We start from the raw sequence: 25,615 nt of genomic DNA on the forward strand, positions 1-25,615 counted from the left end.
GATGTTGCTACGACGCTATGACACCACCCCCAACACGAGATCCCGGGCGACTGCTCGATCTTCATCCGCAAGGTGCTCTGACATGACGAGTCGAGCGGCAGTCTCTGCACCTACGGCTTCCGTGAGCTGTTCGAACAAGGTCGCCACCAGAGTCGGCACAGGATTGCGAATACCGGCGGCGAGCGCAACTTCGCGTACTCTGGCTACACACGCGGCCAGCGCTTCTGGATCGAAGTACGTGATGACGATGCCCTTACCAGCGATTGCCGCAAGCGCGTTCGATGCTTTCGCCCCATCCACGGCGCTGGCGAGACCCAATGCCGCTGCATGCACCCAACCCGCAACACGGACATGCTCTGCCTCAGCAGCCGATTGAGCGAGTTCGGACCAGGCCCTGTACGTGTTCTCAAGGTCGACCCAGGCACCCGGACGGGAGAAGTAGAAGGCGCTCGGCCCGGGGCGCCATTCATCGGATGCAGCGGACAACCGAAGCCAGTCAGCATCGAATGGGAGGTCAACAACGTACTCCTCGCGCAGCTTACGGAGCGCTCTCTGAGCCGTACCCTCCTCGATCGCTGATGTTTCGGTCAGCGCCGTGATGAGAGCGGTAGTCCCGAAAACCGAAACGTTGTCGCTCAGCGCGAGGGACCTTACGCCAAGGTCGTCACACCAGAGGGGAAGTCCTTGTGACTTCGCCATGTCGAGAGCCGCCAGCCAGGGCAGGAACCTGTCATTGAGCCCTTCTCTGAGAACCGAGAGGTGTGGCCAATCAACTACTCTGAGATCAGCGATCTGAGCCGCAACCCACTCTCCATGCTCCAGCAATCGCTCCTGGATCTCTGGATCTACTTCAGCACCGCGGACAGCCTCAACTGATGTGTCGAAGTACAGTGTCCCATGAACTGGACTGCGAAAATCATCTACCATTCTGATGACATCAGCGTGCGCTGGCTGCGGCAAGTCAAGGCGAGAAAACGAGCCACGAAGGTGGGGCCACAAGTCTCGAATGTATCCGCTGATCACAAGTGTGCTGGCGTCAATCGAAATGGATCGTCCGAGAGCCGCCCGCGCCGCTTCCACTTCGGCCTCCGTTTGGTGTCGGTCCACGGTTGCAATCGGCAGGCATCCAGCAGCCCGATGGATCAGCACAGCAGTATAAGGCCGATGCCCCACGGATGCCAGAAGCCCGTACGGCCAACCTTGACGAACCTTCTCTTCCATTTCGGCGGTTGTCCGAGCGTTTGTCTCAAGCGACGGCCTTAGCTGCTCAAACATCTCCTCGACTGTGCCCGCGAGGATAAATACCCCAGCATCTTCGTCTGACCCATAGTCGACAGCGTTGTCCGAGAGCAGTTCCTGGAATCGACTGATTGCCTCCGGCTGAACCTCACCCCAGGTCTCATCGCCCCGACCAAAGAAGAGGCCGACAGCGATTCGGGCAAGCTCTGCGTCATCCGAGTAAGCGTCGACGAGAGCGAGAATTTCTTCAGCGACCTCGGGGTTGGGAGATTCCTGAGCGGCCAGGACCGCCCAAAGACGAGCTTGACTCGCTGTCGAAGGCCGAAGGACTGGTGGCTCTCGGAGAACTCGCCAGGCACCTTCCCGATCTCCACCATTATGGAGCGCGAGTACGAGGTGCCAACGATTTCGTGGCGATGGGCCCAGGTCATCAATCCAGGCACGGCTGCGCACCGCCATATCGCCCCACGCGGTAGCAACTCCTGCTCGTTCAACGAGAACCTCATGAAGAAACGCCCGGGCGGCCCTCAACGTCTGTGGGACGCGTTGCAGTGCCTCCTGCGCAAGTTCCGCGGCTTCATTCAGGCGACTTACTCGCCCAAGCACTTCGACAGCACGCACGAGATGAGTGATGTCGTTGAACCGTGTTGCCGCAACCTTGAGTTCATCAACTGCCCGGTCGATGTCATTCATCCCGATAAGTGCATCCACAAGAAGCCGTGTCGTGGATTCAGTTCTCTGACCCCGTCGTAGCAGCGTGACAGCAGCTTCATGCTCTTCCCTGGCCATGTACAGCTGTGCCTCAACCAGTAGCGGCACATCATCGTCCCGGCCTGTGAGCTCGTCTACGCCATGGAGGTCAACTCCAGCCGCTGCACCCGACAGCCAGTAGAGGACTCGCTGCTCTTCCCCGCAAATTTCCCCCCAGACAGCGTCGTATGCGGCCTGAAGCACACCTCTTTCAGCATCGGTGTTCAGCAGCACCTCGGCCTGGAGAATAGCCCTGTGGAACCTATCAGTGACGAGATCGACAACTGTCCTAAGCACATCCGTCTGGCCCGAAGCCAGCGCTGCTTGAGCGACCGACAACCTCACTTCCGTGTTGGATGCTTCTGACGGCCACGCTTCTCCATCTGGTGGAGCCATCCCGATCCGAATTACCTGGTCATAGTCACCAAGTGCGAGAGCTGTCTGGCAAGCGACGTGCGCAGCATCACCGGCCTCTGCTCGCCAGGTACGCCTTAGCTGCCGCGCTTCCAGGCTGAGATCCAATGCCGCCTGGCGGTCAGTTGTGCGACTGGTCGTCGTGGGTGATTGGCTGCGCTGCAGGTACGCCCAAGCTAGGTTGATCCTTATCCCTGAAAATTCGGGATATCTGTTAAGGGCCGACGCCAGGAAGCCAATTACGTCATCGAGTTCTCTGGTTGCACGAAGTCCGTAAAGACGTATCGATACGAGGTAGGGTTCGACGAGCGCGTCCTCTTCAGACAAGAGGGAGAGAACACGATCGGGGTCACCTACGAGTGCGGCCTTAATCGCCTCGACCTCTTTTGCGGTACTGAGAGATATTGCCTGCTGGATCAATTCGCGAGATCGGTCGCCATCTCCAGATATCTCGAGCTCCGCTGCTGCCCGAGCATAGAAGTACGCACGGTCCGCTGATCTATCCGCAGCAAGCGCGAACAGCTGGCCAGCCCCTTGGTGTACGCCATAGCAGCGACAGAGTTCCGCTGCGGCCATCAATGTTTTTGAATTGGCATCTCTGAGCCACAGCGGGATGTCTGCGGCCAGTTGGACAAGAGCTGTACGTGGAGAATCTGCAGCAGCGATGTCTAGGAGCCGTGTCGTCTCCTGCGTCGCGCCAAGCTCCGCAAAGTACGGTCGAGCCGGCCCCGGCAACTCAGCTACTCGAGAATCGAAGTTTGCCGTGGCCCCGAATTGCCTTTCAACAATGTCGAAGCGTTGATCAAGATGGCTCCGCAGTTGCGTTGTCCGATGCTCTGCATTCTGATCGAGCTCAGAGTCCCTTTGGGTAGAGCGATAGTCCGCTGCAGCAACCGCCTCAGACGGATCAAGGCTCGCCATAAAGCCTCTGACTACAGCCTGCACGATGGCTTCAGCCCGATCGCGCTGAATAGCGCTCCCCCAGACATTGCCAGCGGACATCGCAATCAGGCGGTCGACGAGCGAGTCGAACGACTCTTGACCGCCAGCCACTAGATCCAGCCAGGTATCCTCAGTTCGGTACCAACGACGGAAGACACCCTTGGGGTACCGGCCCACAGCATCACGAACGGACCTTGCCAATCGGTCTTCAGCCGACTGGGGGCTCAGTGAGTTCAGAGTGCGCTGGTATGCGTCGGGCCCAACGGCGTTACCCAGGAACCAGAGAGCCAAGGGGTCCATGTTCGTGCCGTTTCGTCGAGGTGCGATCTCCGTCCATGGTCTCACTCACCTGCGGCACTTGGGTTTGTATCCGAGGAGAGCCGACCATGAAACTACAGAACAACACTCCCAACGTCGTTGTCCAGGGTGATGGTGCGATATCCTGCCGCGCTCTTCGGTGTCGTTGTCACCATCTCCCACGCCAACTGCACCACCTTGACCCGGATGTCGACCTGCCCGTCCGTCCGGCGCGTGTGCGACCACGGCAACCGGCTGCTTCGCCCCGGCGTAGTCCCTTGACGGCAATGAGGTGGAAACATCGCACACAGCCACCGGTACTTCCTCGTGTGCGTCAGGAAGACGCGGGTCTGTTCCGGCGTCCACACCATCACATCCCCAGGCACCGTCCCGTCCGCCTTCCACTGGCGGACCCGATCGGGGGTCCACACCATGGGCTTGACCCTCGGGCACGAGGGGAGTCGCACGTGCGAGGCGACGTTCACCGACACCGCCAGGTCCGGACGGCGCACCGCATCCGACAACGCGCTGCGCAACGTCGCCCGGATCCGGTGTTTCGTGGACAGCGAGATCACCCGCTGGCCATGGCCAATCCCAGGGCGGCCACCGTCAACTCCTCGCGATCCCGGGCATCGGCAATCACTCGGCGCCAGACTCGATCGCGTACCTCGCGCGCCATGGACTCCCCCAGCAGCGCGCCGCGCAGTTCGAGCAGGGTCGTGGGGCGGTCGTCGACGAACGGTGCGAGCAGTGCGACGAGGTCGGCGATGTCCAGGTCGAGCTTCAGGAACTCGCGCTCGGCGTTCTTCAGTGGTCCGTTCCGCATAGCGGCTCCCCTTCGTCGGTCGGTGATGACCCGACACACGAAAGAGGGCCCGGCTGACGGTGGGCGTGCGCAGATCTGACCGCCGGCGAGCAGGCCACGTGCGATGGGCGGACGAGAGTCTGACCGGACGCGCACCGGGGCGCGAACCGACCGATCGGCCCGAGAAAGGAGAGTCCAAGCCCTGCAGCGGCTTTCAGAACCGCTGACATGGCCACTGACCTGCGATGACAGTGATAAATCCCCGGCTGACGGACACGCTCTGTCCGCTGACAGAGTCGATAAGCGATTGGTGTTGGCCGAACCTTGACCACTTTTCTCGGTGAAGGCGTCCGGCAACGCCGAAGGGCGGCCCCTATCGGAGCCGCCCTTGGTGTGAACTGTCAGCGGTCGGTGCCCATGATCCGGTCGTAGCCGCGCCGTGCCCGCGACGCCGCAGCCGAACGCCCGTAGCGGCGCAGCATCTGTGGAGAGTCCCAGCCGTTGAGCTCCATCAGGTCGCCCTCCGCCCCGCCGTTGTCGAGCCAGGTGTGCGCGAAGTGGTGCCGGAACCGGTGCGGGTAGACCCCGGTTACTCCCGCCTGGGCGGCCCTGCGCTTCACCATCTGGTAGATCCCATCCGAAGTGAGCGTGCCCTTCGGCGAGATCCACAGGCTCTGGCGGTCGGCGCACCGGTGCGAGGCGCGCTTGCGCAGGTAGCGGTCCAGCGCCCGAGCGGCCTCCGAGGTGAACTTGACGGTCCGGCACTTACCGGCCTTGCCCGTCACCTTGGCCTCGCGCTCCAGGAGCGAGAGGTCCTCCCTGGTGAGGCCGGTCAGCTCCATGATGCGGATGCCCGTGTCCCTCAGCAGGAGCAGGATCGCCAGGTCCCTGCGCGACCACAGGTCCTTGCCCTTGACCGTCGCGAACAGCCGGGTGATCTCGTCCTGGCTGAAGACCGGGACCGGCCTGTCAGCGATGGAAGGCGGTTCTAGTTTGGTCATCGGGTTCGGCACTTCCTCTTCGGAGGCGAACCACTTGAAGAACTGCTGCAGGCACCGGTACTGGTTGTTCACGTAGCCGTCGCAGTGCTTGCGGCGGGAAAGCCGCACCACCCACGACTGGACGTGCTGTCGGGTGACCTGCTCCCAGTCGCTGACAGGCGTGAATCGGAAGGCCTTGTCAGCGGGTGTGAATTGGGTGTCGATGGCGTTGGGCTCGCCCCCGGTGAGCAGGTGCTCACCGGCGAACCAGGCCACCGCGTCGCGGTACATCTTGACGGTTCGATCGCTCCGTCCACGGGCCTGGAGGTCCAGGGTGAAGGAGTCGATGTGGAGCATCAGGGAGCCTGCCGCGAGGTTGCGCGGGCCCCTCCGCAGTCGCTTGGAGGCCATTAAGCGATTCCTGTTCGAGCGGTGTAGCCGACTAGGTGATGCAGTCGCTTACACGTTCTCCCAGGTCAGACCATGTGAGAGCCAGCGAGGGGACTTGAACCCCTAACCTATCGCTTACAAGGCGATTGCTCTGCCAATTGAGCTACGCTGGCGGGCTCCCAAAGCCTGACGACCTCGGGCGCGTCCACCCGAATGGTACCGGTTCGAACGCCTCCAGGCCTACTCGGTCACGCGAGTGCCGGGACATCGCAGGAGCGAGAACCATCACCCGCGTGCCCGCGTGGCCTGTCGGAATCCCGTTCCCGGGCCGATCCAGGGGAGCCCCGCCGCCCTCCCGCGCGTCCGCCCCGGACCGCGGGAGGGGGCGGGCCCCGGAGCGTGCTCCGGGACCTCTTCGCCCTACGCGGACGCGCCGCGGCGGCGGGCGACCTCGTACAGGGCCACACCGGCGGCGACGGAGGCGTTGAGGGACTCGGCGCCGCCGATCGGGATGCTCGCCACCACGTCGCAGGCCTCGCGCACCAGGCGGGACAGGCCCTTGCCCTCGGAACCCACCACGATCACGAGCGGGCCGGTGGCCAGCTCCAGCTCGGGCAGCTGCGTGTCGCCCTCGGCGTCGAGGCCGACGACGAACAGGCCCGCTTTCTTGAAGGCGTCCAGCGCGCGCGTCAGGTTGGTGGCCTGGGCCACGGGCAGGCGCGCGAGCGTGCCGGCGGAGGTCTTCCACGCGGTCATGTTGACGCTCGCCGACCGCCGCTCGGGGATGACGATCCCGTGCGCGTTGAACGCCGCGGCCGAGCGCGCGATGGCGCCCAGGTTGTGCGGGTCGGTGACGCCGTCCAGCATCACGATCAGCGGCGGGGTGTCCGACTCCCTGGCGGCGTCGAGCAGCCCCTCGGGCGCCCAGTACTGGTAGGGCCGCACCTGGAGCACGATGCCCTGGTGGGTGGCGTCGGGCAGGCCGTTGCTCTCGCAGCGCCGGTCCAGGTCGGTGCGGTTCACCTCGACGATGTCCACGCCCTGGGAGCCGGCCAGCTTGGCCGCCTCGTTGACCCGGTCGTCCGGGTCGAGGCTGTTGGAGAGGAACAGCCGCGTGGCGGGCATGCCCGCGCGCAGCGCCTCCACGACCGGGTTGCGCCCGATCAGCAGGTCGGCGCCCTCACCGCGGCGCTCGTTGCGCGCTCCCGGCAGACCGCCGGGCTCCGCGCGGTTGGCCGCTCGGGCGCGCTGCTTGCCCTGGTACCAGTGCCGCTCCTTGGCGGGCAGGGTGCCGCTCTTCCCCTCGAGGGAACGCTTGCCCTTACCGCCACTGCCCTTGGTCGGGCCCTTCTTGCTCTTCTTCGCCGGCATGGTCGCCGCCTCCCCGTACATCATCGCGCGAGCATGCCGGAAGCACTCATGTGTCCGGCTGGTGGAATCCGCCGACCAGCGCGCGGGCGGCGGCGAACTTCCAGACTAACGCCGCCGCGCCACCGCGTGTGTCCTTCGTCAGCCGCGCCGCAGGTCCCAACGCGGCCCCTGGGGGGTGTCCTCGACCACCACACCCGCCTCGGCGAGCTGGTCGCGGATCGCGTCGGCCGCCGCGTAGTCCTTGCGGACGCGGGCCGCCTGGCGCTGTTCCAGAGCGACCGCGACCAGGGCGTCGACGACCTCGCGCAGCCCCTGGTCGGCGCTGGCCCACTGCTCGTCGAGCGGGTCCAGTCCGAGGACGCCGAGCATCGTGCGCAGCTGTCCGGCCAGTTCCGCGACCTTCTCCTTGCTTCCCGCGTTCAGCGCGGTGTTGCCCTCGCGCACGTGGCCGTGTACGACGGCGAGCGCCTGCGACACCCCGAGGTCGTCGTTGAGCGCGGCGGCGAACTCGGCGGGCACGTCCGCGGACGGCACCACCTCGCCCAGCACCTCGACGGCGCGCGTGACGAAGCCCTCGATGCGCTGGTAGGCGGCGGCCGCCTCCTGGAGCGCGGCGTCGGAGTAGTCGATGGTGGACCGGTAGTGCGCCTGGCCGAGGTAGTAGCGCAGCTCCACCGGACGGACCTTCTCGGTCAGGTCCGGGATGCGCAGGGAGTTGCCCAGCGACTTGCTCATCTTCTCGCCGCCCACGGTGAGCAGGCCGTTGTGCAGCCAGTAGCGCGCGAAGCCGTCGTCGGCCGCCCGCGACTGGGCGAGCTCGTTCTCGTGGTGCGGGAAGACCAGGTCCAGCCCGCCGCCGTGGATGTCGAAGGTCGGCCCCAGGTACTTGGTGGCCATCGCCGAGCACTCCAGGTGCCAGCCCGGGCGGCCGCGGCCCCAGGGCGTGTCCCAGCTGGGCTCGCCCGGCTTGGCGCCCTTCCACAGGGCGAAGTCGCGCGGGTCGCGCTTGTCGCGCGCGGCGTCGGCGGACTCGGTCACCTGGTCCGGGCGCTGGTTGGACAGCTCCCCGTAGCGCGGGTAGGAGCGCACGTCGAAGTAGACGTCGCCGGAGGAGTCCTCGGCCGCGTAGGCGTGTCCGGCGTCGATGAGCCGGCGCATGAGGTCGATCATCTCGGGGACGTGTCCGGTGGCCCGCGGCTCGACGGTGGGCGGCAGGCAGCCCAGGATGTCGTAGGCCTCGGTGAAGGCGCGCTGGTTGCGCTCGCTCACCTTCCACCACGGCACGCCCTCGGTCGCGGCGACGTTGATGATCTTGTCGTCGATGTCGGTGACGTTGCGGCAGAAGGTGACGTCGTAGCCCAGGTGGGTCAGCCAGCGGCGCAGGATGTCGAAGTTGACACCGGAGCGGATGTGGCCGATGTGGGGGGGCGCCTGCACGGTCGCACCACACAGGTACAGGGAGGCGCACCCCTCACGCAGTGGGGTGAACTCGCGGACCTGTCGGGCACTGGTGTCATAGAAGCGCAGACTCACGTTGTCAAGCGTATCCGCTTTCCCCTCGCACCCGCGTCACAAACGGGCCCTGTGGCTGTACTGAATCGGCTCCCGGACAGGTCGAGGCCGGGATATGGACTGAACCGTATTCGAGACATCGGGGCATGGGATAACTCGCTTCCGCCGCCGACCCCCGCCTTCTGCGGCCTGCAAAACCTGACAAACGCCTACAGAACGGCACGACCTCGTCCGATCGGGAAGCGACCGTAATCGGCCGGAATCTCGTGTTAGCGCCACCGGCTGGACTACGCTGCGATGGCGATGGCCCCTTACAACAACGCCCCCGAGACAGGGACACGGAACAGTCGGCCCGCAGGTCGCGGCTCGGGAGCCGGTGCTCTCGTCGGTGGCGCCCTGTTCGTCGGCGTCATCGCCGTGTGCGCCCTCGTCATCTCCTACCACGGCATCTTCCAGTTCGCGGAGTACGGCGGACACGAGGCGAGCCCGTTGGCCCACGTGTTCCCTGCGACCTACGCGCTGCTCGTCCTGATGGCCTTCTGGGTCAGCTACATGCTGCGCGAGGCGCGGCCGAGAGAGCGCCTGTGGGTCGACGTCATCCTGATCCCGGTGCTGGTGCTGGCGGCCGCGACCGCCATGCTCCTGAACAACTTCGGGCTCGTGGAGTCGGTGAACCAGCGCGTCGCCAACGTCATCGTCGCCGTCGCCCCCCTGGTGGCGCTCCTGATCGCCTTCCTGCTGTGGGTGGCCGTTCGCGCGCACGTGCGGCGCCGGCGCCGGGTGGCCCCGCGACCGCGACCGGCGCAGGACCGCACGACGGTGCTGCCCGCCCGCGCGGTCGCTCCGCCCGTGGACGACTTCGACGATGACGAGGAGGACGAGGAGGACGAGGAGGACGACCTCAGCACGCGGCTGCTGCGTCTGGGCTCCTCCGACGACACCGTCATCCGTACCTCGCCGACGTCCCGGCCCGCGGTCGACGACGGCGCACCGCCCGTGAGCCGCCTGCGCGCGGAGCCCGAGGCCCCCGAGGACGACGCGCCGGAACGGGACGACTCACGGGCCGAGGCCCCGAACGAGCCGACGGCCTCCGAGCCGACGGTCCCGCTGCCCCGGCGCTCGGGCCGCGGCGACAATCCGATCAAGCGTGCCGTCGAGACCGTCCCGGTGGTGCCCGGCGCCGCCCGGCCCGAGCCCGCCGACACCGGGTCCGACGACGACGCCCCCGCCGCCCCGGAGGAGCACTTCGGCGACGAGGGTTTCCAGCACGAGCCGCCACCCGGCGACCCCACCTCGGACGAGGCCGAAGCGCCCCTGGCCGCCCCGGAGCCCCCGGCACCGGCGCCCCCGGCACTGGAACCCTTGTCGGCCCCCGTGGCGCCGCCGATCGGCGCGGAGGACGAGGACGAGGAGCCGTTCGCGTCCGTCAGCGCCCTCGCCGCGCGGACGGAGGAGCCGTCCGCGCCCGAACCCCCGCCCGTCACGTTCGACGAGCCCTCGGCGCCCGGCCCGGCCACCGCCGAGGACGCCGACGGCGCGCAGGAGCACGACGGCGCGCAGGAGCACGACGGCGCGGAGGAGGACGACGGGTCGGAGGTGCACGAGCACGACGGGCCGGACACGTGGGTCGCGAACGCCGCCCCGCCGGAGCCCGCCCAACCGCAGCCCGAACCCCTGCTGGAGACCGAGGCCCCGCCCGCACACGACACCACGGTGGAACACGACGGCGGCGCGCGGGCCGTGTACGAGGAGCCGGACGAGCCGGCACCGCACTCCGGCCGCACCGCGCACGAGGACGTCTCCGCCGTCTCCGCCCCTGCCGAAGCGCCGTCCCCGGACGAGACCCCGACCGAGTCCTTCGACCCGGTCGTGCCCGCCCGTCCGGGTGACCTCTGGGAACCGCCTGCCGAGGACGCCCCCACCCGCGCGCTGGACGACTACGTCCCGCCGGTGTGGACCCCGCCCGGCGAGGATCCCGCGATCGCGCAGGAGCCCGGGGAACCCTGGGGCGGCGGGGGCATCGATCGCACCGGCTTCTCCGACGTGCCCGAGGGACCGGCGCCCGCGCTCGACCACGACACGGGCCCGGAGGTCCGTGCCGCCTTCCGCATCGGCACCCCGCCCCCGCCGGAGCCCTCGCCCCCGCCTCCGCCCACACCAGAGCCTCCGCCCCCGCCGGAGCCCCCGGTGCCGCCCCTGGCCGCACACCCCGCTCCGCGGGACCGAACGCCCCGCGCGTCCCATGCCCCGGGATCGGTACCGCCCGGAGCGGCCCGGCCCACCGCGGAACCGGAGCCCGAACCGCCGACCGACCCCGAGCCCGAAGCCGCGGCGGGGCCCGGCTTCGAGCGCCGCGCCGCCCCCCGGCCCGGGACGGAACCGGAGCCCGCGTGGGAGCCCGAACCCGAAGCGGTTCAGGAGCCGGAGGCCTCGTCCGAGGCGGCCCCCGAGGACGACGCAGGCCCCGGCCCCGAACCGCAGCGCCCCGTCCTGCGCAAGCGCCCGCTGCGCACACCCGTGGGGAAGCGGCCGATGGTCCTCAAGCCGCCGCGGCCTCCGATGCCGGACTTCTCCGTCGAGCCGCCCTCCCGGCGCGTGCGCAGTGAACCCCTGCGCCCGGAGGAGTAGATCCGCACGGGGCCGGCCGCCGGCGGCCAGGGCATGACGAAGGGCCCCGGGGCGCACACATGCGAATGTGTGAGCCCCGGGGCCCTGCTGTTCCTCAGTCGTCCGTGCGCTCAGTCCACCGGCGCGCACAGGGCCGTCGCGACGGCCGCGATGCCCTCTCCGCGCCCGGTGAGGCCCAGGCCGTCGGTCGTGGTCGCCGAGATGCTCACGGGCGCTCCCACGACCTCTGACAGCGTCTTCTCGGCCTCCGCGCGCCGGGGCGCGAACTTGGGCCGGTTGCTGATGATCTGGACCGCGACGTTGCCGATCTCGAACCCGGCCGCGCGCACGCGCGCGGCGGTCTCGGTGAGCAGCGCGGCACCGGACGCGCCCTTCCACCGTGGGTCGGACGTGCCGAAGTTGGATCCGAGGTCCCCGAGCCCGCAGGCCGAGAGCAGCGCGTCGCACGCCGCGTGCGCGGCGACGTCACCGTCGGAATGGCCGCTGACCCCATCTTCTCCCGGCCATTCCAAACCGGCCAGGAAAAGGGTTCGTCCAGGCGCAAACGGGTGGACGTCGGTTCCGACGCCCACCCGAGGCATATTCGTCATCAATTACGCGATTCCCGACCGTGCCTCAGCCCGTCAGAATCTCGTCGAGGAGGGCTTCCGCCTTGTCCTCGTTGGTCTTTTCCGCCAGTGCGAGTTCGCTGACGAGAATCTGCCGCGCCTTGGCGAGCATCCGCTTCTCACCGGCGGACAGACCGCGTTCCTTGTCCCGGCGCCACAGGTCCCGAACGACCTCGGCGACCTTGTTGACATCGCCCGACGCCAACTTCTCCAGGTTCGCCTTGTAGCGCCTGGACCAGTTGGTGGGCTCCTCGGTGTGCGGTGCGCGCAGCACCTCGAAGACCTTGTCCAGGCCTTCCTGACCCACCACGTCACGAACGCCGACATCCTCGGCGTTCGAGGCGGGCACACGCACCGTCAGATCGCCCTTGTCGACCCTCAGAACGAGATAGCTTCTGTCCTCGCCCTTAATGGTGCGAGTCTCGATCGCTTCAATACGAGCAGCCCCATGATGGGGGTAGACAACAGTGTCGCCGACCTTGAAAGCCATGTGACAGGTACCCCTTCCGCTACCACAAGGATACCACGAATCTGTGACTTAACGTACCTAATAGGTTTGCGAACACGCAGGTCAAGGGTACCTTTTTGGGGCTTGACAAAGTGTACCCGAACGACCCGGCACCAGGTCGGACCAGGTCAGTGAGCGCCGGAACCCCCGCTGGCCTGGGAGACTCGCGCGCCGGACCGAGGGGGGCCGGTGATGCGTGTCGGGGCGCGAACCGGTAGGGTTCCCCGCGCCGGAGCGATACATGTCACGATTTCGGCACGGCTCGACCGTCCCTCGTGCCCCTCCCCCGTCGAACGCCCCGCGCCCCGGTGCATTCCGGCCCCGACCCGCCCGAACGGCCCGGCCCACGGCCTCCGTGACGGCCCCCGGCGGCCCGTGCGCGCCCGTACGGCCGCCCGTGCACGCCGACCGTCCGGACACGCCGCCCCGCGCCGCCGGCCCCGTTCACGGCCGGCTCACGACGTCGAACCGGCTCACGACTCCGGCTCGTAGTCCTCCCGCTTCTCGCCCGTCACCATGTACACCAAGTTGTCGGCGACGTGGACCGCGTGGTCACCGAAGCGTTCGTAGAACCGGCCCACCAGCGTCACGTCCATGGTGGCCTCCACTCCGTACGACCAGCCCGGGGTGAGGATCCGCTGCAGCAGCTTGCGGCGCAGCCGGTCCATCCGGTCGTCGTCCTTGTCCAGCTCCAGCGCGGTGTCGGGATCGCGCTCGGTGATGACCTCGCCGGCCTTGGTCACCAGCATCTCGGCCTGGTGCCCCATCTCCAGCACGATCGAGCGGACCGGCTTGGGGATGGCCGAGTCCGGGTGCCGCCGCCGGGCGATCTTGGCCAGGTGGACGGCGTGGTCGCCCATCCGCTCCAGGTCACCGCGCATGTAGAGCGACGTGATGATCATCCGCAGGTCCGAGGCGACCGGCTGCTGGCGCGCCATCAGACTGAACGCGGTGTCCTCGATCTCCTGGTCGAGGCGGTTGATCGCCTCGTCGCCGGAGATGACCTCCTGTGCGGCCGTGATGTCGCTGTCGAGCAGCGCCGTGGTGGCGCGGGCGACCGCGTGCCTGGCCAGCCTGGTCATCTCGACGAGGCGTTCACTCAGGCTGTCGAGGTCCTCGTGGTAGGTATCGCGCATGGCGTCAATGCTCCCAGTGGTTGTTTGAAGTGTCGGCCAAGAGTTGGTGAACGGTGGAAGAAGCTCGGTTGTGTCGCGGTGCCTCGGCGGGTAAAGACTGAGTCCGTCCGTTTACGATCGAACCGTGCAAGGGGAACTTCTCGCCGCCGTGACCGGCATCTTCGGACTCGTGACTGGCATCGTCTTCGGTGTCATGGCCGGTCCCTTCTTCCGAGCCCGCGCGGTCGACCGCCGGACGCCGGATCCACCTCGTCCTGACGGCAGTACGCTGCCACCCGGGATCGCCGAGGTGCTCTCCGCGCTTCCCTCGTCCGCCGTCGTGCTCGACTCCGCCGACCGCGTCCTGCGCGCCTCGTCCGCGGCGCGCGCCTTCGGCATCGTCCGGGGCGAGGAACTCGTCATCACCGAACTCCTGGCCCTGGCCAGGCAGGTTCGGCGGGACGGGGTGATCCGGGAGACCGACATCGAGGTGGCCGTCCGCAAGTTCGGCCCCGACGCCACGTCCTTCGCGGTACGCGTGGCCCCGCTGGGCGGGACCGGGCTCGTCCTCGTCCTGGCCGAGGACCAGACCGAGCACCGCCGGGTGGAGGCCGTCCGGCGCGACTTCGTGGCCAACATCTCGCACGAGTTGAAGACTCCGGTGGGCGCACTGTCCCTCTTGGCGGAAACGGTACAGGACGCCAGCGACGATCCCGAGGCCGTTCGCCGCTTCACCGACCGCATGCAGACCGAGGCCGCCCGCCTGACGGCGGTCATCCAGGACCTCATCACGCTCTCGCGCATCCAGGGCGCGGAGCCGATGGCCGAACCCACCCGGGTGGACCTGGGCGCCGTCGTGGAGGAGGCCCTCGACGCGGTGCGCATGCCGGCCGACGCCAAGGGCATCGAGCTGGTCGGCAGCGGCGCGGAGGGCGTCACCGTCCTGGGCGACGAGGGCCTGCTCGGGACGGCCCTGCGCAACCTGGTGGCCAACGCCGTCGCCTACAGTCCGAAGAACACGCGCGTCGCCGTCTCGGTCGGCGTGTCCCGGACCAGCGTGGACATCAGTGTCGCGGACCAGGGGATCGGGATTCCCCAGCAGGACCTGGAAAGGATCTTCGAGCGGTTCTACCGTGTGGACGCCGCTCGGAGCCGGGCCACCGGTGGGACCGGTCTCGGCCTGGCCATCGTCAAGCACATCATGACCCACCACCGTGGAGAAGTGAACGTGTGGAGCAAGGAGGGGTCCGGGTCGACGTTCACACTGCGTCTGCCCAGACCCGAGAGCCGAGGGGCCGACGCCTCCCGGAACACCGACCGTCAGGAGGCGGCACAGTGACCCGCGTACTCGTTGTCGAGGACGAGGAATCGTACAGCGACGCCTTGTCCTACATGCTGCGCAAGGAGGGCTTCGAGGTCGCCGTGGCGCCCACGGGAACCGTGGCCCTGGAGACCTTCGACCGCACCGGTGCCGACCTGGTCCTGCTGGACCTGATGCTGCCGGGGCTGTCGGGCACCGAGGTGTGCCGGACCCTGCGGCAGAAGTCCAACGTCCCCGTGATCATGCTCACCGCCAAGGACTCCGAGATCGACAAGGTCGTCGGTCTGGAACTCGGCGCCGACGACTACGTGACCAAGCCCTTCTCGTCCCGTGAGCTGGTGGCGCGCATCCGCGCGGTGCTGCGCCGCCGGGGCGAGGACGAGGTGGTCCTGCCCGCCGCCCTGGAGGCCGGTCCCGTCCGCATGGACGTGGAGCGGCACGTGGTGACGGTGCGCGGCGACCACGTCCAGCTCCCCCTGAAGGAGTTCGAGCTGCTGGAGGTGCTCCTGCGCAACGCCGGGCGGGTGCTCACCCGGATGCAGCTCATCGACCGCGTGTGGGGGGCCGACTACGTCGGTGACACCAAGACCCTCGACGTGCACGTCAAGCGCCTGCGCGCGAAGATCGAGGAGGACCCCGGCGCGCCGAGGTACATCGTGACCGTGCGCGGCCTGGGCTACAAGTTCGAGCCGGTGACCGCCGCGGTGGACTAGCCCCGCCCCTCTCCCTCCCCATCCTCTGTCCCGGGACGTGGCCCGCCACCTCCCGGGACCGTCGCATCCGGGCTCCGCCCCGGGCCCTGCCGCGCCCGTGGTCCGCCACCGAACGCGTCCACCTCCGTACGCTCTGTGATCTTGTCGAACGCGTTTCCGGCGTAACGCCCGATTCCGGGCAGGACGCCGGTACACGGATGCGGACAGGGACGAGGACGCTGGCCGGTCGACGGCCGGTGGCGGGGACGGGTCGACTCCCGGTCCGGCGGGTAGCCGAGCGGCATGGGCTACCTCTCCCTCGTCGGCCTCCTCATCATGGTGCTGGTCATCTGCGACGCGGCGATCACCGTGCTCCACCTCGACGCCGAGGGATGGGCGGCCAAGTGTGTGCGCCAGGTCGTCTGGCGCACGGCCGTCGTCGTCGGTGGGGGCCTGGGCGGGGCACAGCGCCTCGTCCTCGGGCTGGCCGGACCCCTCATCGTCGCGGGGTCGTTCGTGCTGTGGCTGGTGCTGTTGACCGGAGGGTTCGCCCTGGCCGTGTGGCCGATGATGGCGACGGAGTTCGCCGCCCAGACCGACTTCAGGGGCCAGGGCCACAACTTCGTGGACGCCGTGTACTTCGCGGGCGGCACGGTCACCGTCCTCGGGTACGGCGATCTCGCCCCGCTCTCGACCTCCGCCCGCCTGATGTCGCTCTTCGGCGCCGCGACCGGCTTCATGCTGTTCACCGGCATGGCGACGTACGCCATCGAGATCATCAACGGCATCGCGGAGCGCAACCGGATCACGCTGACCGTCCACGACGACACCCGTGACGGCGACGGGCTCACGATGTACGCGGAGCACCTGGCGCTGGACGGCGTCGCCGACACCCGCACGCGCTGCCGCTCCTGGGCGGACGGACTGCGCGAACTCGACGAGATGGTGCACCGCTACCCGCTGGTCGCCTTCACCTACCGGTCGCACCGGCACGAGTACGACCCCGAGCCCGTGCTGCGCCACTCCGCCGAGGCCGCCGTGGCCGCGCTGGTCGCGAGTGAGCGGGAGCCGGCGCTGCGCACGTCCGCGGCCTCGCTGCGGCTGGCTCTGGAGCGCGTGCAGCGGACCATCGCCACCATCTACCTCGGTCGCGGCGTCGTGCGGCGGCTGGACGATCCGCGGCCGACCGAGCGCGACCACCGGGCGGTGGCGGAGGTCGCGCGCCGGCTCGCGGAGCAGTGGGACGCGTGGGACGGGGTGTACGAGAACGGAGCCCCCGAGGACAAGGCGCCCGAGAGCGGAGCCGCCGAGGACAAGGCGCCCGGGGACGCCTCAGCGCGTCCGCTCTCCGCCGAGGGCTCGCGGAGGGAGGCGGCCGAGACCGTGTACCGCAGCCGGATCTTCCTGGACGCCCTGCACGCCTGGGCACGGACGGACGGCGTCCCCCACGCGTGGGAGGTGCCCGGTTCGTGAGGCGGCGTCGGCGGGCCTCAGACCTCGACGATGACCGTGAAGGGGCCCTCGTTGGTGAGCGCGACCGACATCTGTGCGCCGAACACGCCCGTGGCGACCTCCGCGCCCAGGTCGCGCAGTTCCTTGACCACCGCGTCCACCAGCGGTTCGGCGACGGGCCCCGGGGCGGCCGCCTGCCAGGTGGGGCGCCTGCCCTTGCGGGCGTCGCCGTAGAGCGTGAACTGGCTGACCACGAGCAACGGGGCCCCGATGTCGGAGCACGACTTCTCGTCCTCCAGGATCCGCAGGGTCCACAGCTTCCGCGCGACCTTGCGCGCGTCGGCCTCGGTGTCCTCGTGGGTCACGCCCACCAGCGCCATCAGCCCGGGCCGGTCGATCGCGCCGACCACCTCGCCCCCGACCGTCACCGACGCGTGCGAGACCCGCTGCACCACAGCGCGCATGCCTGCCCCCTCCTCTGGTCCTTCGTCCGTCCCGCGGTGTCCCGCGGCCCCGTACCCGTCTAGCGCGTCCTGCGCTGGTTGAGCAGTCGCAGGCGACGACTGTTGGTGATGATGCCGGTGAGGGTCACCACGAACGCGCTGATGGAGTCGGCGAAGTCCTCGATCCGCCACTCGCGCGGCCCGGTGTACCAGGCCAGTCCGTCGCCGGTCAGCTCCTCGTCGCTGAGGTCGGCGAGCGCGGCCGAGGCCAGGATGTTCGCCCACCGGTCGACGTCGTCGAAGATCACCGCGTAGGGAAGGTAGCGCGAGTACAGCTCCACCCGCTGCCCCTCCGGCGCGGTGGCCGACCGCTGGCTGAGCAGGTAGTCGCGGAACCCCATGGTGTGTGCGAACACCGAGCTGCCCAGTTTGGTCTTGGCCGGCATGTACTGGGCGCCCGCCGTCACGGCCGCCCCCGCGATGACCACGGCCAACCCGGTGAAGGCCGCCGAGGTGAACGCCGCCAGCAGGCCGGTCAGGATCACGCCCGAGACGGTGATGGCCATCCCCGCCGTGCTCCATCGGGTGCGCACCTGGTGGGGCGGGCGCGCGAACCACCGCAGCCGGACCATGTCGCGGTACAGCTCCTCGCGCACGCGGTCGATGCGGTCGGGGAAGTCCTCGACCGTGCTCCGCGATCCCACCCGCGACAGGCGCACGGTCGCGTTGTCGCCGAACAGGGCGTCCATGAGCAGCCACTCGTAGGGCAGCAGGGACTCCCCGGGCGGGCCGTCCAGTCGGACCAGGCGCCAGTCCACGGACGTGAAGTGCTCGTGGGGCAGCTCCTCCAGCCGGATGTAGCCGCGCACCGCGAGGTCGACCACCGCGCCGGTGAGGTCGGTGATGTCCACGGTCTCGTTGACGAGCGTGCCGATCTGGCCCGGGTGCACGCCGTCGGGCGGCTCGAACCGCGGCCGCCCGTGGTCGCCGGTCCCGACGGGCGCCTGGTCGCCCCTGGCGGCCTCCTTGCGCAGTGCGCGCTCGTCCCGTCCCCGGACGCGGATCAGCACCACCAGGCCGCCCACGAGCACCACCAGTAGCAGCCCGAACACGCTGGAGGTCAGCGGGGTGACCTCGAAGGCCGACACCAGGGACCAGCGGCGGGTGAGGATGGGTTCGCCCTGAGCGGTGCCAGGCGGGTAGTTGACGACGATGTCGAGACGGTCGTCCGGGTCCATCTCGGCCTGGAGGAAGTGCGCGAGGTCGGAGTGCTCGCCCATGTCGGAGGCGGTGCAGTAGATCGCGCTGCGCCGCTCCCCTGCCAGACAGGAGAGCGCCTCGGGCGGCAGGGGCGCGGTCACGGTCACGTCGGTGGCCGTGACGGGGTGGCTGTAGCCGCCGACCGCACGCCACTCCAGCTGGACGCCCTGCGCGACCTCGCTGACGGCGCCGATGACCTGGTAGGAGAGCACGACGCCGCCGGTGCCGGCGGTGTCGAGGCGCGCGAGCAGCTTGCCGTCGACCTTCTCGGCCTCGACCTGCACCGGGTCGCCCCGCAGGTCGGTCGCGGTGACCGCGCTCACGGTGAAGTTCCGGTCGTGGTCGGTGTCGTAGAGCATGGTCTCGGTGAGCGACCGGGTGAAGGTCTCGGGCGCGGTCCCGTTGAACGTAAGGGTCTCCTCGCCGTGGAGCGCGCCTCGTTCGTCGAGCCGGAGCTGGATGTCGTTGTGGATCTCCGGGGCCGCGGCGGCCGGAGCGCCAGCGGCCTGCGTCCGCGCCCCCGGTACTGTGGTGCCCGGTGCCGCAGTCGCGGCGTGGGCCCGTCCCTGCGTCCCGGCCACGACGGGCACCAGGAGCAGCGAGGAGAACACGAAAAGAGCCGTCGCCACCGCGACGGCCGGGCGCCAGGAGCCGACCCACCACATGTCGCGAGAGCCTATCCGGTCCCACGGGGCCGCGTCGCCACGGGGCGTTGTCGCGTACCCGCGCACTGTGGAGGGCCGAAGATGAACCGGAGCGTGTCCGCGGGCCCGGAGTTCTGGTCCGAGCGGCAGGGGTTCCTCCAGCGGATGGGCATCGGGGTGTCGCTGTGCCTGGCCGCGGGTCTGGCCGCGATGGGGTTCACGGGGTTCCTCGCGATCTCCGAACTCCTGCACTCCTCCGACCCCGGGTGGTCGCACCCGGTGGCCGACGAGCAGCACGGGGCGCCGGCCGCGTCTCCGGGCGGGAGCGGCGCGGGCACCAGCGACGGCGCCGTGAACGGCGGTTCCCCGGAGGAGACCGGCGCCGGCGAGGCCGGGGGCGAGGGCGAGGGCGAGGGCGCCACGACGGTCGGCCAGAGCGCGCCCCTGGACGACAGCCCGCTCTACCGCATCGGCGAGCTGGGCGAGGTCACCTGCACGGCCCCGGAACTGGACAAGGACGACTCCGCGTCGGTGGAGACCTTCGCCCACGCGATCGCCGACTGCCTGGACGAGGCTTGGGGCGACTACTTCACCGCGGCCGGGCTGGAGTTCACCTCGCCCAACCGGATCTACTGGACCGCGGCGGGTCACAGCCCGTGCGGAGCGTTCCCCTCGGAGGGCACGGCCGCGTTCTACTGCGGCGCCAACCAGGGCCTCTACCTGGGGCTGGAGGACATCGTGGCGGCCTCGGCCGACAACGAGAACCCGGAAGCGTACACGTTCCTCATCAGCCACGAGTACGGTCATCACGTCCAGGGGCAGTCGCGCATCCTGGCGCAGTTCCACAGCGCGCGGGCGGGCGCGGACCAGGAGGAGGCCGACGAGCTGAGCCGACGCAACGAGCTCCAGGCCAACTGCCTGGGCGGCGTGTTCCTCGGGGCCTCCGGCGACTCCCTGGGCTACGGCGACCACGAGCGGAGCAACATCCTCGACGACGTCGAGCTGCGCAGCGACCGGGGCCGCGACCGGACCCACGGATCGGCGGAGAACGGCCGGATGTGGACCGCGCACGGTATGGACCGCGTGGACCCGGCCTCCTGTGACACCTGGAACGTGGACGAGGACCTGGTGCGGTGAGCGGGCTCCGCTCGGGCCGGGGGCCGCTCGCCATGGTGGGCGGCCTGCTCGCGGCCCTGTTCGCGCTGGCCCTGCTGTCGTGGACCGCGGTCGCCGACGACGGGGCGACGGAGGACGCGGCGGCCGACGGCGCGGCCGGGGCGGTGGACGCCACCGCCGACGACAAGCCCGTCCAGGAGCCCTCGGGGGGCTCGGGCGTGCTGGGGGCCTCGGGTCGCCTGGAGCAGCCCGAGCGGCCCTCGGGGCACGCCGCCCTGGTGTCCAATCCGCTCTACGGCACCGGTCGGCTGAGCCCGGTGCCCTGTCCCGTCGACGAACCGGACGTGGACGAGGCCGCGGAGATGGAGGAGTTCCTCGACGCGGTGTCGGACTGCCTGGACGACACGTGGTCGACCCAGTTCGCGCGGGCGGGGGTCCCGTTCGACCCCCCGGAACGGGTGTTCTGGTCCGAGCCGGGCGCGAGCCCGTGCCGCCCCTATCCGTCGTCGGCGGGCGCCTTCTACTGCCGGGCGAGCATGAGCATCTACATCGGCACCTCGGACGTGGTGGAGAAGTGGAACGGCGCCACCCGCAGCGTGGTGTACGCGTCGCTGCTGGCCCATGAGTACAGCCACCACGTCCAGGGCGAGTCCGGGCTGCTGGAGTACTACCACGAGCAGCGCGAACAGGAGTCGGACGCCGCGGGGCGCAACGCGTGGACGCGCCGCAGCGAGCTCCAGGCCAACTGCCTGGCGGGCGCGTTCCTGGGCGCGGTGCGGGTCACCTACCCGTTGGACGGGGGCGACCTGGACTCGCTGTTGGCGGACGCCGCGGCCACCGCGGACCGCGAGGGCGGCCCGGACGCCGAACGCACGCACGGCTCGGAGGACAACGGGGTGTGGTGGACCCGGACGGGCTGGGAGGAGCAGTCCCCGGGCGCCTGCAACACCTGGGACGTGCCCGACGAGGACCTCGTGCAGTAGGGGCCCGGACCGGCCGGGACCGCGTTGTCCACAGGCCTACGGCACCGCTGTCGCTCGGACACTCAGCGTGGCAGGATGCTGAATATGCAGGACCACGACTCCCCCCTGGGTTCTCCCGCTCCCGTCACCGCCGAACCCCCGCGCCGCTCCTCGGCGGCCTCCGCCGTCTCCGACCGCTCCACCGCCGACGCCCGCCTCCGTGAGGACGTCGGGGCCGTCGTGCCCGGAGTCCGGGACGAGGACGGCACCGTCGAGCCCCGGCTCCGGGACGATTCCCCCGCCGCCGGTTCCGGCGCCGACCGCGTCGAGCTGCGCGTGCACGGTGTCAGCGGCGGACAGGCGGAGGAGCTGTTGGACGTCGAGCCCGCCATGCGGGTGGGCGGCGACCGGCTGGCCGGGTTCTTCCGGTGGCGCCGCGAGCCCGACACCGAGACCGTGCCCGGGGTGCGGCGGGAGATCTTCGCGTGGGGCAACCTGACCTCGGGCAGCTCCTCGCGCGCGCTGTGGCTGCTGCTCCTGCCGTTCATGCTGCTCAACGTCGCGTACTGGATGCGGCCGGGCCGGATGGACCGCGAGCCCGCGGGGCTGAGCCGGCTGGCCAACAACGTGTACGGGGCGAGCGTGCGCCTGCTCGCGCTGTCCCTGACCGCGCTCATCACCCTGGCCACCGCCGGCATCGGGATGGACCTGGTGGCCTGGCAGTGCGGGGGGCTGAGCGAGGCGTGCGCCGACGCCCGGCCCTGGCTGGGCTTCCTGGCCACGTCCGACGCACCGTTCTCCGCCCCGGGCCTGTCCCTGCTGGTGGGCGCGGTGCTGCCGGTCACCGTGGTGTTGGTGCTGTGGCGGCTGTCCCGGCGCACGGCCGCCGACTACGAGGTCGTGGCCTCGCCGGTACCGCCGCAGGAGGCGGCCGCGGCGCCGCTCAGCCACGCGGAGTTCTGGCGCAACAGCGAGACCATGGCCCGGCTGCGGTCGGCGCACATCGCGGTGGCCGTGGGCGTGGTCGCGCTGCTGTTGCTGGTCCCGGCACTCCAGGAGGACCTCGGGCGCGACACGGATCCGGGCGTGCGGGCGTACGCGGGACTCGCGCTGGCCGTGCTCCTGGGCGCGGTGCTGGCCGTGAGCGCGGCGAGCGTGCTCGTGCCGGGGGTGGATCCGCGGTGGAACGCGCGGGCCGACCGGGTCTGCCGGATCCTGCGCGACACCATCATCGTGCTCGCGCTGGCCGTGGCCGTGTACGCGGTGTGGCCTCGTACGGGCTGGTCCGCCCAGGGTCGCCTGCCCGGTCACGACACGGCGCTCAACGCGCTCTTCGCCGTGCAGGGAACGTTCGCCGTGCTGCTGCTGACGGCGGCGCTGGTGCTCTACGCCGTGGACCGGGCCCACGACGGCGCGGCGATGCGCGGTCTGGCCGGGCCGGCGACCGCCGTGCTGGGTACGTTGTTGGGCGGCGGGTTCTCCGCAGCGCTGGTCTACCAGGGTTCGCTGTGGCTGAGCGGATGCGGGACGCGGGGCTCCGCCGAGGGCGGCTGCCTGCCGCTGGATCCGCCCGCGGCCTACTCCTGGCTACAGCTCGCCTTCGCGTTCGAGGCGGCCATCGCGCTGGGCACGGTGGCGGTGCTCGCGCTGGAGGTCCGGCGCGGGACCCGGGCCCACGTACCGGCCGTCACCGAGCAGTACGCCCGCAGCGTGCGCGACCGGCGTACCTGGGACATCGCCCGGGCGCGGGCGGTCGGACGGCTCACGGAGGTGCTGCCGGCGGTACTGGTGGCACTGCTGACACCGGCGGTGCTGCTGGTGGTGCTGGTGCTGTACGCGGTGGTGTCCGGGAACCTGGTGGCCGGAGCGGTGACCGCGAACGCGGCGGTCTCCGGTCGGCTGGGGCTGCTGGCCCAGGAGGCGGTGACGGGGCTGGTGACCGTCGGCTCCCTCATCGGCGGCCTGGCGCTGGTGGGGCTGGCCTGGATCGGGCGCAGCGCCTACCGGGACCGGCCCACCCGCCAGGCGGTGGGCGCCCTGTGGGACGTGGGCACGTTCTGGCCGCGGGTCGCGCACCCGCTGGCGCCGCCCTCCTACGCGGAGCGGGCGGTTCCGCAGTTGACCGCCCGGGTGGCGCGCATGGCCAGGGACGGCACGGGCGTGGTGCTGTCGGGGCATTCGCAGGGGTCGGTGCTGGCGGCGGCCACCGTGTGGCAGCTGCCCGCCGACGTCCAGGGCCGGATCGCGCTCATCACCCACGGGTCGCCGCTGCACCGGCTGTACGCGCGGTACTTCCCGGCCTACTTCGGTCCGGTGGCCTTCGCCGATCTGCGCACCCGGGTGTCGGACTGGCGCAACCTGTGGCGGACGACGGACGCCATCGCGGGTCCGGTGCGCATGCGCGACGCCGCCGGGGAGATCGGGGAGGACGAGGTGCTCGACATCGCCGAGCCGCTGCCCGACCCGCGGTCCTACGACGCGCCGCCGGGCGAGGCCCGCAGACCCGAGATCCTGGGCCACTCGCACTACACGAGCGACCCCGCCTACGCGGAGTCGCTCTGGCAGGTACTGCGGACCCTGGACGAGAGTCCGCGGTCCGAGCGGCGCCCCGAGGGGGCCGGGTCGTGAGGTCTACCAGGGACCTGTGAGGCCCACCGGGGACCCGTGAGACCTACCAGGGGCCGTAGGGGCCGTTGTTGCGGCCGCCCTGACTGCCCTTGACCGCCGGGCGCACGTCCAGGAGGAAGACGAGGGTGGCCACCAGGCCCATGATGACGAGGAAACCGGTACCGCTGAACACCGCCAGCAGGGACAGACCACTGGCCAGGCCCGTGAGGATGACCCACAGCTTCTTGGTCTGCTTGTCCATGATCTCGAACGCGGAGGCCGGTGTGCGCAGTGCCTCGATCAGCGCGTAGAGGCTGGCCACGAAGGTGGCCAGGTAGATGGCCTGCCAGATCAGGTACATGCACGCTCCCGACTACGTCCCGAACGGGGGTCCGCCCGCTCTCCACAGTAAACGGCTCGGGTCCGCGATTGGTGCCCGGGGGAGGCCGGGATCACAACGGGGCGCCGCCTGGAGAGCGTGGAGCGCGCCATGCCCTGGCGGGCGCTGGGCCGTAGCGAGCACCGGGCCGTGCGAGCGCTGGGCCGTAACGAGCACCGGGCCGTGCGAGCGCTGTGCCGTAGCGGGCACTGCGCGGTGGAGAGGTGCGCTCAGACGGGGATGTGCCAGAGACAGGTGACGAAGGCCAGCAGGAACGCTGAGCTGCCCATGATGACGGCGCCCGCGTGGTACGGGAGTTCGTCGTCGGGACGCAGGAGGCGGTTGACCCGGCGCATGACGTCGGGCTCGGACTCCTCGACGGCGGCCATCGCACCGGCGGGCACCGGAGCGGGACCGGCCGCGCCGAACCGGAGCAGGGCCATGGCGAGTTCGCGGTTGGTGCTGTGCCGGCGGGCCTGGTCGTCGGCGCACATCTCGATGAGCAGCGCCACGCTCGCGTAGTAGGTGCGGACCAGGCGCACGCGCGGGAACGCGCGCTTGAGGGAGGAGAACGGCAGCAGGACGAGGTCGTGCCGCTGGCGCAGGTGGGCGTTCTCGTGGGCCAGGACGGCGGCCAGCTCGGCGCGGTCCAGGACCGCCAGGGCCCCTTCACTGATGACGACCTGGGAGCGCAGCACGCCGGGCAGGCAGTACGCGGCGGCGGCCGGGTGGTCCACCACGCGGGCGCCGGGCACGTCGGGGTGGTCCTTGGCGACCAGTTCCAGGAGGTCGTGGTGGCGGCGGCGAACCCGGACGACCTGCACGAAGGAGGAGACGAGACCGTAGAAGAGCACGAGGGTCAGCGCGGCGGCCAGCGCCACGGCCACGATGTGGCTGACACCCTCGGTGCCCAGGGAGAGCTCGGAGGAGATGAGTCGGCCGGTGACGATGTCGCCGGCCAGGGCGAGCGCGCCGTGCGCGGCGCCCAGCTCGTAGGAGGACAGCCCGAACGCCAGGAGCGCACCGATGGTCGACACCCCCCAGGCCAGGCCGAGGGCCTGCCAGGTGATGACAGCGGTGTAGGGGCCGCGTGATGGCCATTTCGCCCGATGGAGTGCTTCCATTGCGACGAGACAGCCGACCGCGACGAGAGAGAGGAGTGCGGCACTGACCATACGGG

General features: G+C 69.9%; 19 protein-coding genes, 1 tRNA gene and 1 pseudogene. 7 read left to right on the forward strand and 14 right to left on the reverse strand.

Features of this window, described 5'->3' with window-relative positions:
• Nucleotides 1-15: 15 nt before the first annotated feature.
• From DFP74_RS33265 to cysS, 7 genes and pseudogenes are all read right to left on the reverse strand, one after another.
• Nucleotides 16-3,636, reverse strand: a complete 3,621-nt coding sequence (locus DFP74_RS33265; protein WP_147453837.1) for a hypothetical protein — start codon at nt 3,634-3,636, stop codon at nt 16-18.
• Nucleotides 3,637-3,743: 107 nt separating this feature from the next.
• Nucleotides 3,744-4,226 (reverse strand): annotated as a pseudogene (locus DFP74_RS08180) (site-specific integrase); the annotation flags it as partial.
• Nucleotides 4,214-4,468: a hypothetical protein gene (locus tag DFP74_RS33820; RefSeq protein ID WP_199725987.1), complete on the reverse strand. Its 255-nt coding sequence runs from the start codon at nt 4,466-4,468 to the stop codon at nt 4,214-4,216. The gene DFP74_RS33820 and the pseudogene DFP74_RS08180, both read right to left, overlap by 13 nt.
• A gap of 380 nt (nt 4,469-4,848) precedes the next feature.
• Nucleotides 4,849-5,838 (reverse strand): tyrosine-type recombinase/integrase, encoded by a 990-nt coding sequence (locus tag DFP74_RS08185; protein ID WP_233570868.1) that lies wholly within the window; start codon nt 5,836-5,838, stop codon nt 4,849-4,851.
• A 79-nt stretch (nt 5,839-5,917) separates the two neighbouring features.
• Nucleotides 5,918-5,990: transfer RNA gene (locus DFP74_RS08190), tRNA-Thr, on the reverse strand.
• 247 nt (nt 5,991-6,237) lie between these two features.
• The gene (gene rlmB / locus DFP74_RS08195; RefSeq protein WP_121188120.1) at nt 6,238-7,188 is read right to left on the reverse strand and encodes a 23S rRNA (guanosine(2251)-2'-O)-methyltransferase RlmB; all 951 of its coding nucleotides are present in this window, start codon (nt 7,186-7,188) and stop codon (nt 6,238-6,240) included.
• A 138-nt stretch (nt 7,189-7,326) separates the two neighbouring features.
• Complete coding sequence (gene cysS / locus DFP74_RS08200; protein WP_121181139.1) at nt 7,327-8,721, reverse strand: cysteine--tRNA ligase; 1,395 nt, start codon at nt 8,719-8,721, stop codon at nt 7,327-7,329.
• A gap of 276 nt (nt 8,722-8,997) precedes the next feature.
• Here cysS and DFP74_RS08205 point away from each other — a divergent pair, with 276 nt between their 5' ends.
• Nucleotides 8,998-11,328, forward strand: coding sequence for a DUF2637 domain-containing protein (locus tag DFP74_RS08205; protein ID WP_233570869.1), 2,331 nt, complete (start codon nt 8,998-9,000; stop codon nt 11,326-11,328).
• Nucleotides 11,329-11,438: 110 nt separating this feature from the next.
• Here DFP74_RS08205 and ispF read toward each other — a convergent pair whose 3' ends face one another.
• From ispF to phoU, 3 genes are all read right to left on the reverse strand, one after another.
• Complete coding sequence (gene ispF, locus DFP74_RS08210) at nt 11,439-11,909, reverse strand: 2-C-methyl-D-erythritol 2,4-cyclodiphosphate synthase (RefSeq protein WP_121181140.1); 471 nt, start codon at nt 11,907-11,909, stop codon at nt 11,439-11,441.
• Between the two features lie 34 nt (nt 11,910-11,943).
• Nucleotides 11,944-12,426 (reverse strand): CarD family transcriptional regulator, encoded by a 483-nt coding sequence (locus DFP74_RS08215; protein ID WP_121181141.1) that lies wholly within the window; start codon nt 12,424-12,426, stop codon nt 11,944-11,946.
• 491 nt (nt 12,427-12,917) lie between these two features.
• The gene (gene phoU, locus DFP74_RS08220) at nt 12,918-13,580 is read right to left on the reverse strand and encodes a phosphate signaling complex protein PhoU (RefSeq protein ID WP_121181142.1); all 663 of its coding nucleotides are present in this window, start codon (nt 13,578-13,580) and stop codon (nt 12,918-12,920) included.
• Nucleotides 13,581-13,704: 124 nt separating this feature from the next.
• On the opposite strand from phoU, the gene DFP74_RS08225 reads away from it, so the two are divergent.
• The 3 genes from DFP74_RS08225 to DFP74_RS08235 all read left to right on the forward strand — a co-directional run bounded on the left by DFP74_RS08225 (nt 13,705) and on the right by DFP74_RS08235 (nt 17,045).
• A complete protein-coding gene (locus DFP74_RS08225; protein WP_233570870.1) occupies nt 13,705-14,898 on the forward strand; it encodes a cell wall metabolism sensor histidine kinase WalK in 1,194 nt (397 codons plus the stop codon).
• Nucleotides 14,895-15,593, forward strand: a complete 699-nt coding sequence (locus DFP74_RS08230) for a response regulator transcription factor (RefSeq protein WP_121181144.1) — start codon at nt 14,895-14,897, stop codon at nt 15,591-15,593. The genes DFP74_RS08225 and DFP74_RS08230 overlap by 4 nt, the downstream gene beginning before the upstream one ends.
• A gap of 282 nt (nt 15,594-15,875) precedes the next feature.
• Nucleotides 15,876-17,045, forward strand: a complete 1,170-nt coding sequence (locus tag DFP74_RS08235) for a potassium channel family protein (protein WP_121181145.1) — start codon at nt 15,876-15,878, stop codon at nt 17,043-17,045.
• A 17-nt stretch (nt 17,046-17,062) separates the two neighbouring features.
• Here the strand turns inward: DFP74_RS08235 and dtd are convergent, their stop codons facing one another.
• Both dtd and DFP74_RS08245 read right to left on the reverse strand, forming a co-directional pair.
• The gene (gene dtd / locus DFP74_RS08240; protein ID WP_121181146.1) at nt 17,063-17,488 is read right to left on the reverse strand and encodes a D-aminoacyl-tRNA deacylase; all 426 of its coding nucleotides are present in this window, start codon (nt 17,486-17,488) and stop codon (nt 17,063-17,065) included.
• 59 nt (nt 17,489-17,547) lie between these two features.
• The gene (locus tag DFP74_RS08245; RefSeq protein WP_121181147.1) at nt 17,548-19,392 is read right to left on the reverse strand and encodes a DUF2207 domain-containing protein; all 1,845 of its coding nucleotides are present in this window, start codon (nt 19,390-19,392) and stop codon (nt 17,548-17,550) included.
• 144 nt (nt 19,393-19,536) lie between these two features.
• On the opposite strand from DFP74_RS08245, the gene DFP74_RS08250 reads away from it, so the two are divergent.
• From DFP74_RS08250 to DFP74_RS08260, 3 genes are all read left to right on the forward strand, one after another.
• Complete coding sequence (locus DFP74_RS08250) at nt 19,537-20,508, forward strand: neutral zinc metallopeptidase (RefSeq protein ID WP_121188122.1); 972 nt, start codon at nt 19,537-19,539, stop codon at nt 20,506-20,508.
• Nucleotides 20,509-20,540: 32 nt separating this feature from the next.
• Nucleotides 20,541-21,470: a neutral zinc metallopeptidase gene (locus DFP74_RS08255; RefSeq protein ID WP_121188123.1), complete on the forward strand. Its 930-nt coding sequence runs from the start codon at nt 20,541-20,543 to the stop codon at nt 21,468-21,470.
• Between the two features lie 84 nt (nt 21,471-21,554).
• A complete protein-coding gene (locus DFP74_RS08260) occupies nt 21,555-24,077 on the forward strand; it encodes a hypothetical protein (protein WP_370013492.1) in 2,523 nt (840 codons plus the stop codon).
• A 43-nt stretch (nt 24,078-24,120) separates the two neighbouring features.
• Here the strand turns inward: DFP74_RS08260 and DFP74_RS08265 are convergent, their stop codons facing one another.
• Both DFP74_RS08265 and DFP74_RS08270 read right to left on the reverse strand, forming a co-directional pair.
• Nucleotides 24,121-24,417, reverse strand: coding sequence for a DUF2516 family protein (locus tag DFP74_RS08265; protein ID WP_121181148.1), 297 nt, complete (start codon nt 24,415-24,417; stop codon nt 24,121-24,123).
• A gap of 248 nt (nt 24,418-24,665) precedes the next feature.
• Entirely contained in the window at nt 24,666-25,610 is a 945-nt protein-coding gene (locus tag DFP74_RS08270; RefSeq protein ID WP_121181149.1) for a M56 family metallopeptidase, read from the reverse strand.
• Nucleotides 25,611-25,615: the final 5 nt, after the last annotated feature.

Origin of the sequence: Nocardiopsis sp. Huas11 (assembly GCF_003634495.1) — a bacterium.
GTDB lineage: Bacteria > Actinomycetota > Actinomycetes > Streptosporangiales > Streptosporangiaceae > Nocardiopsis.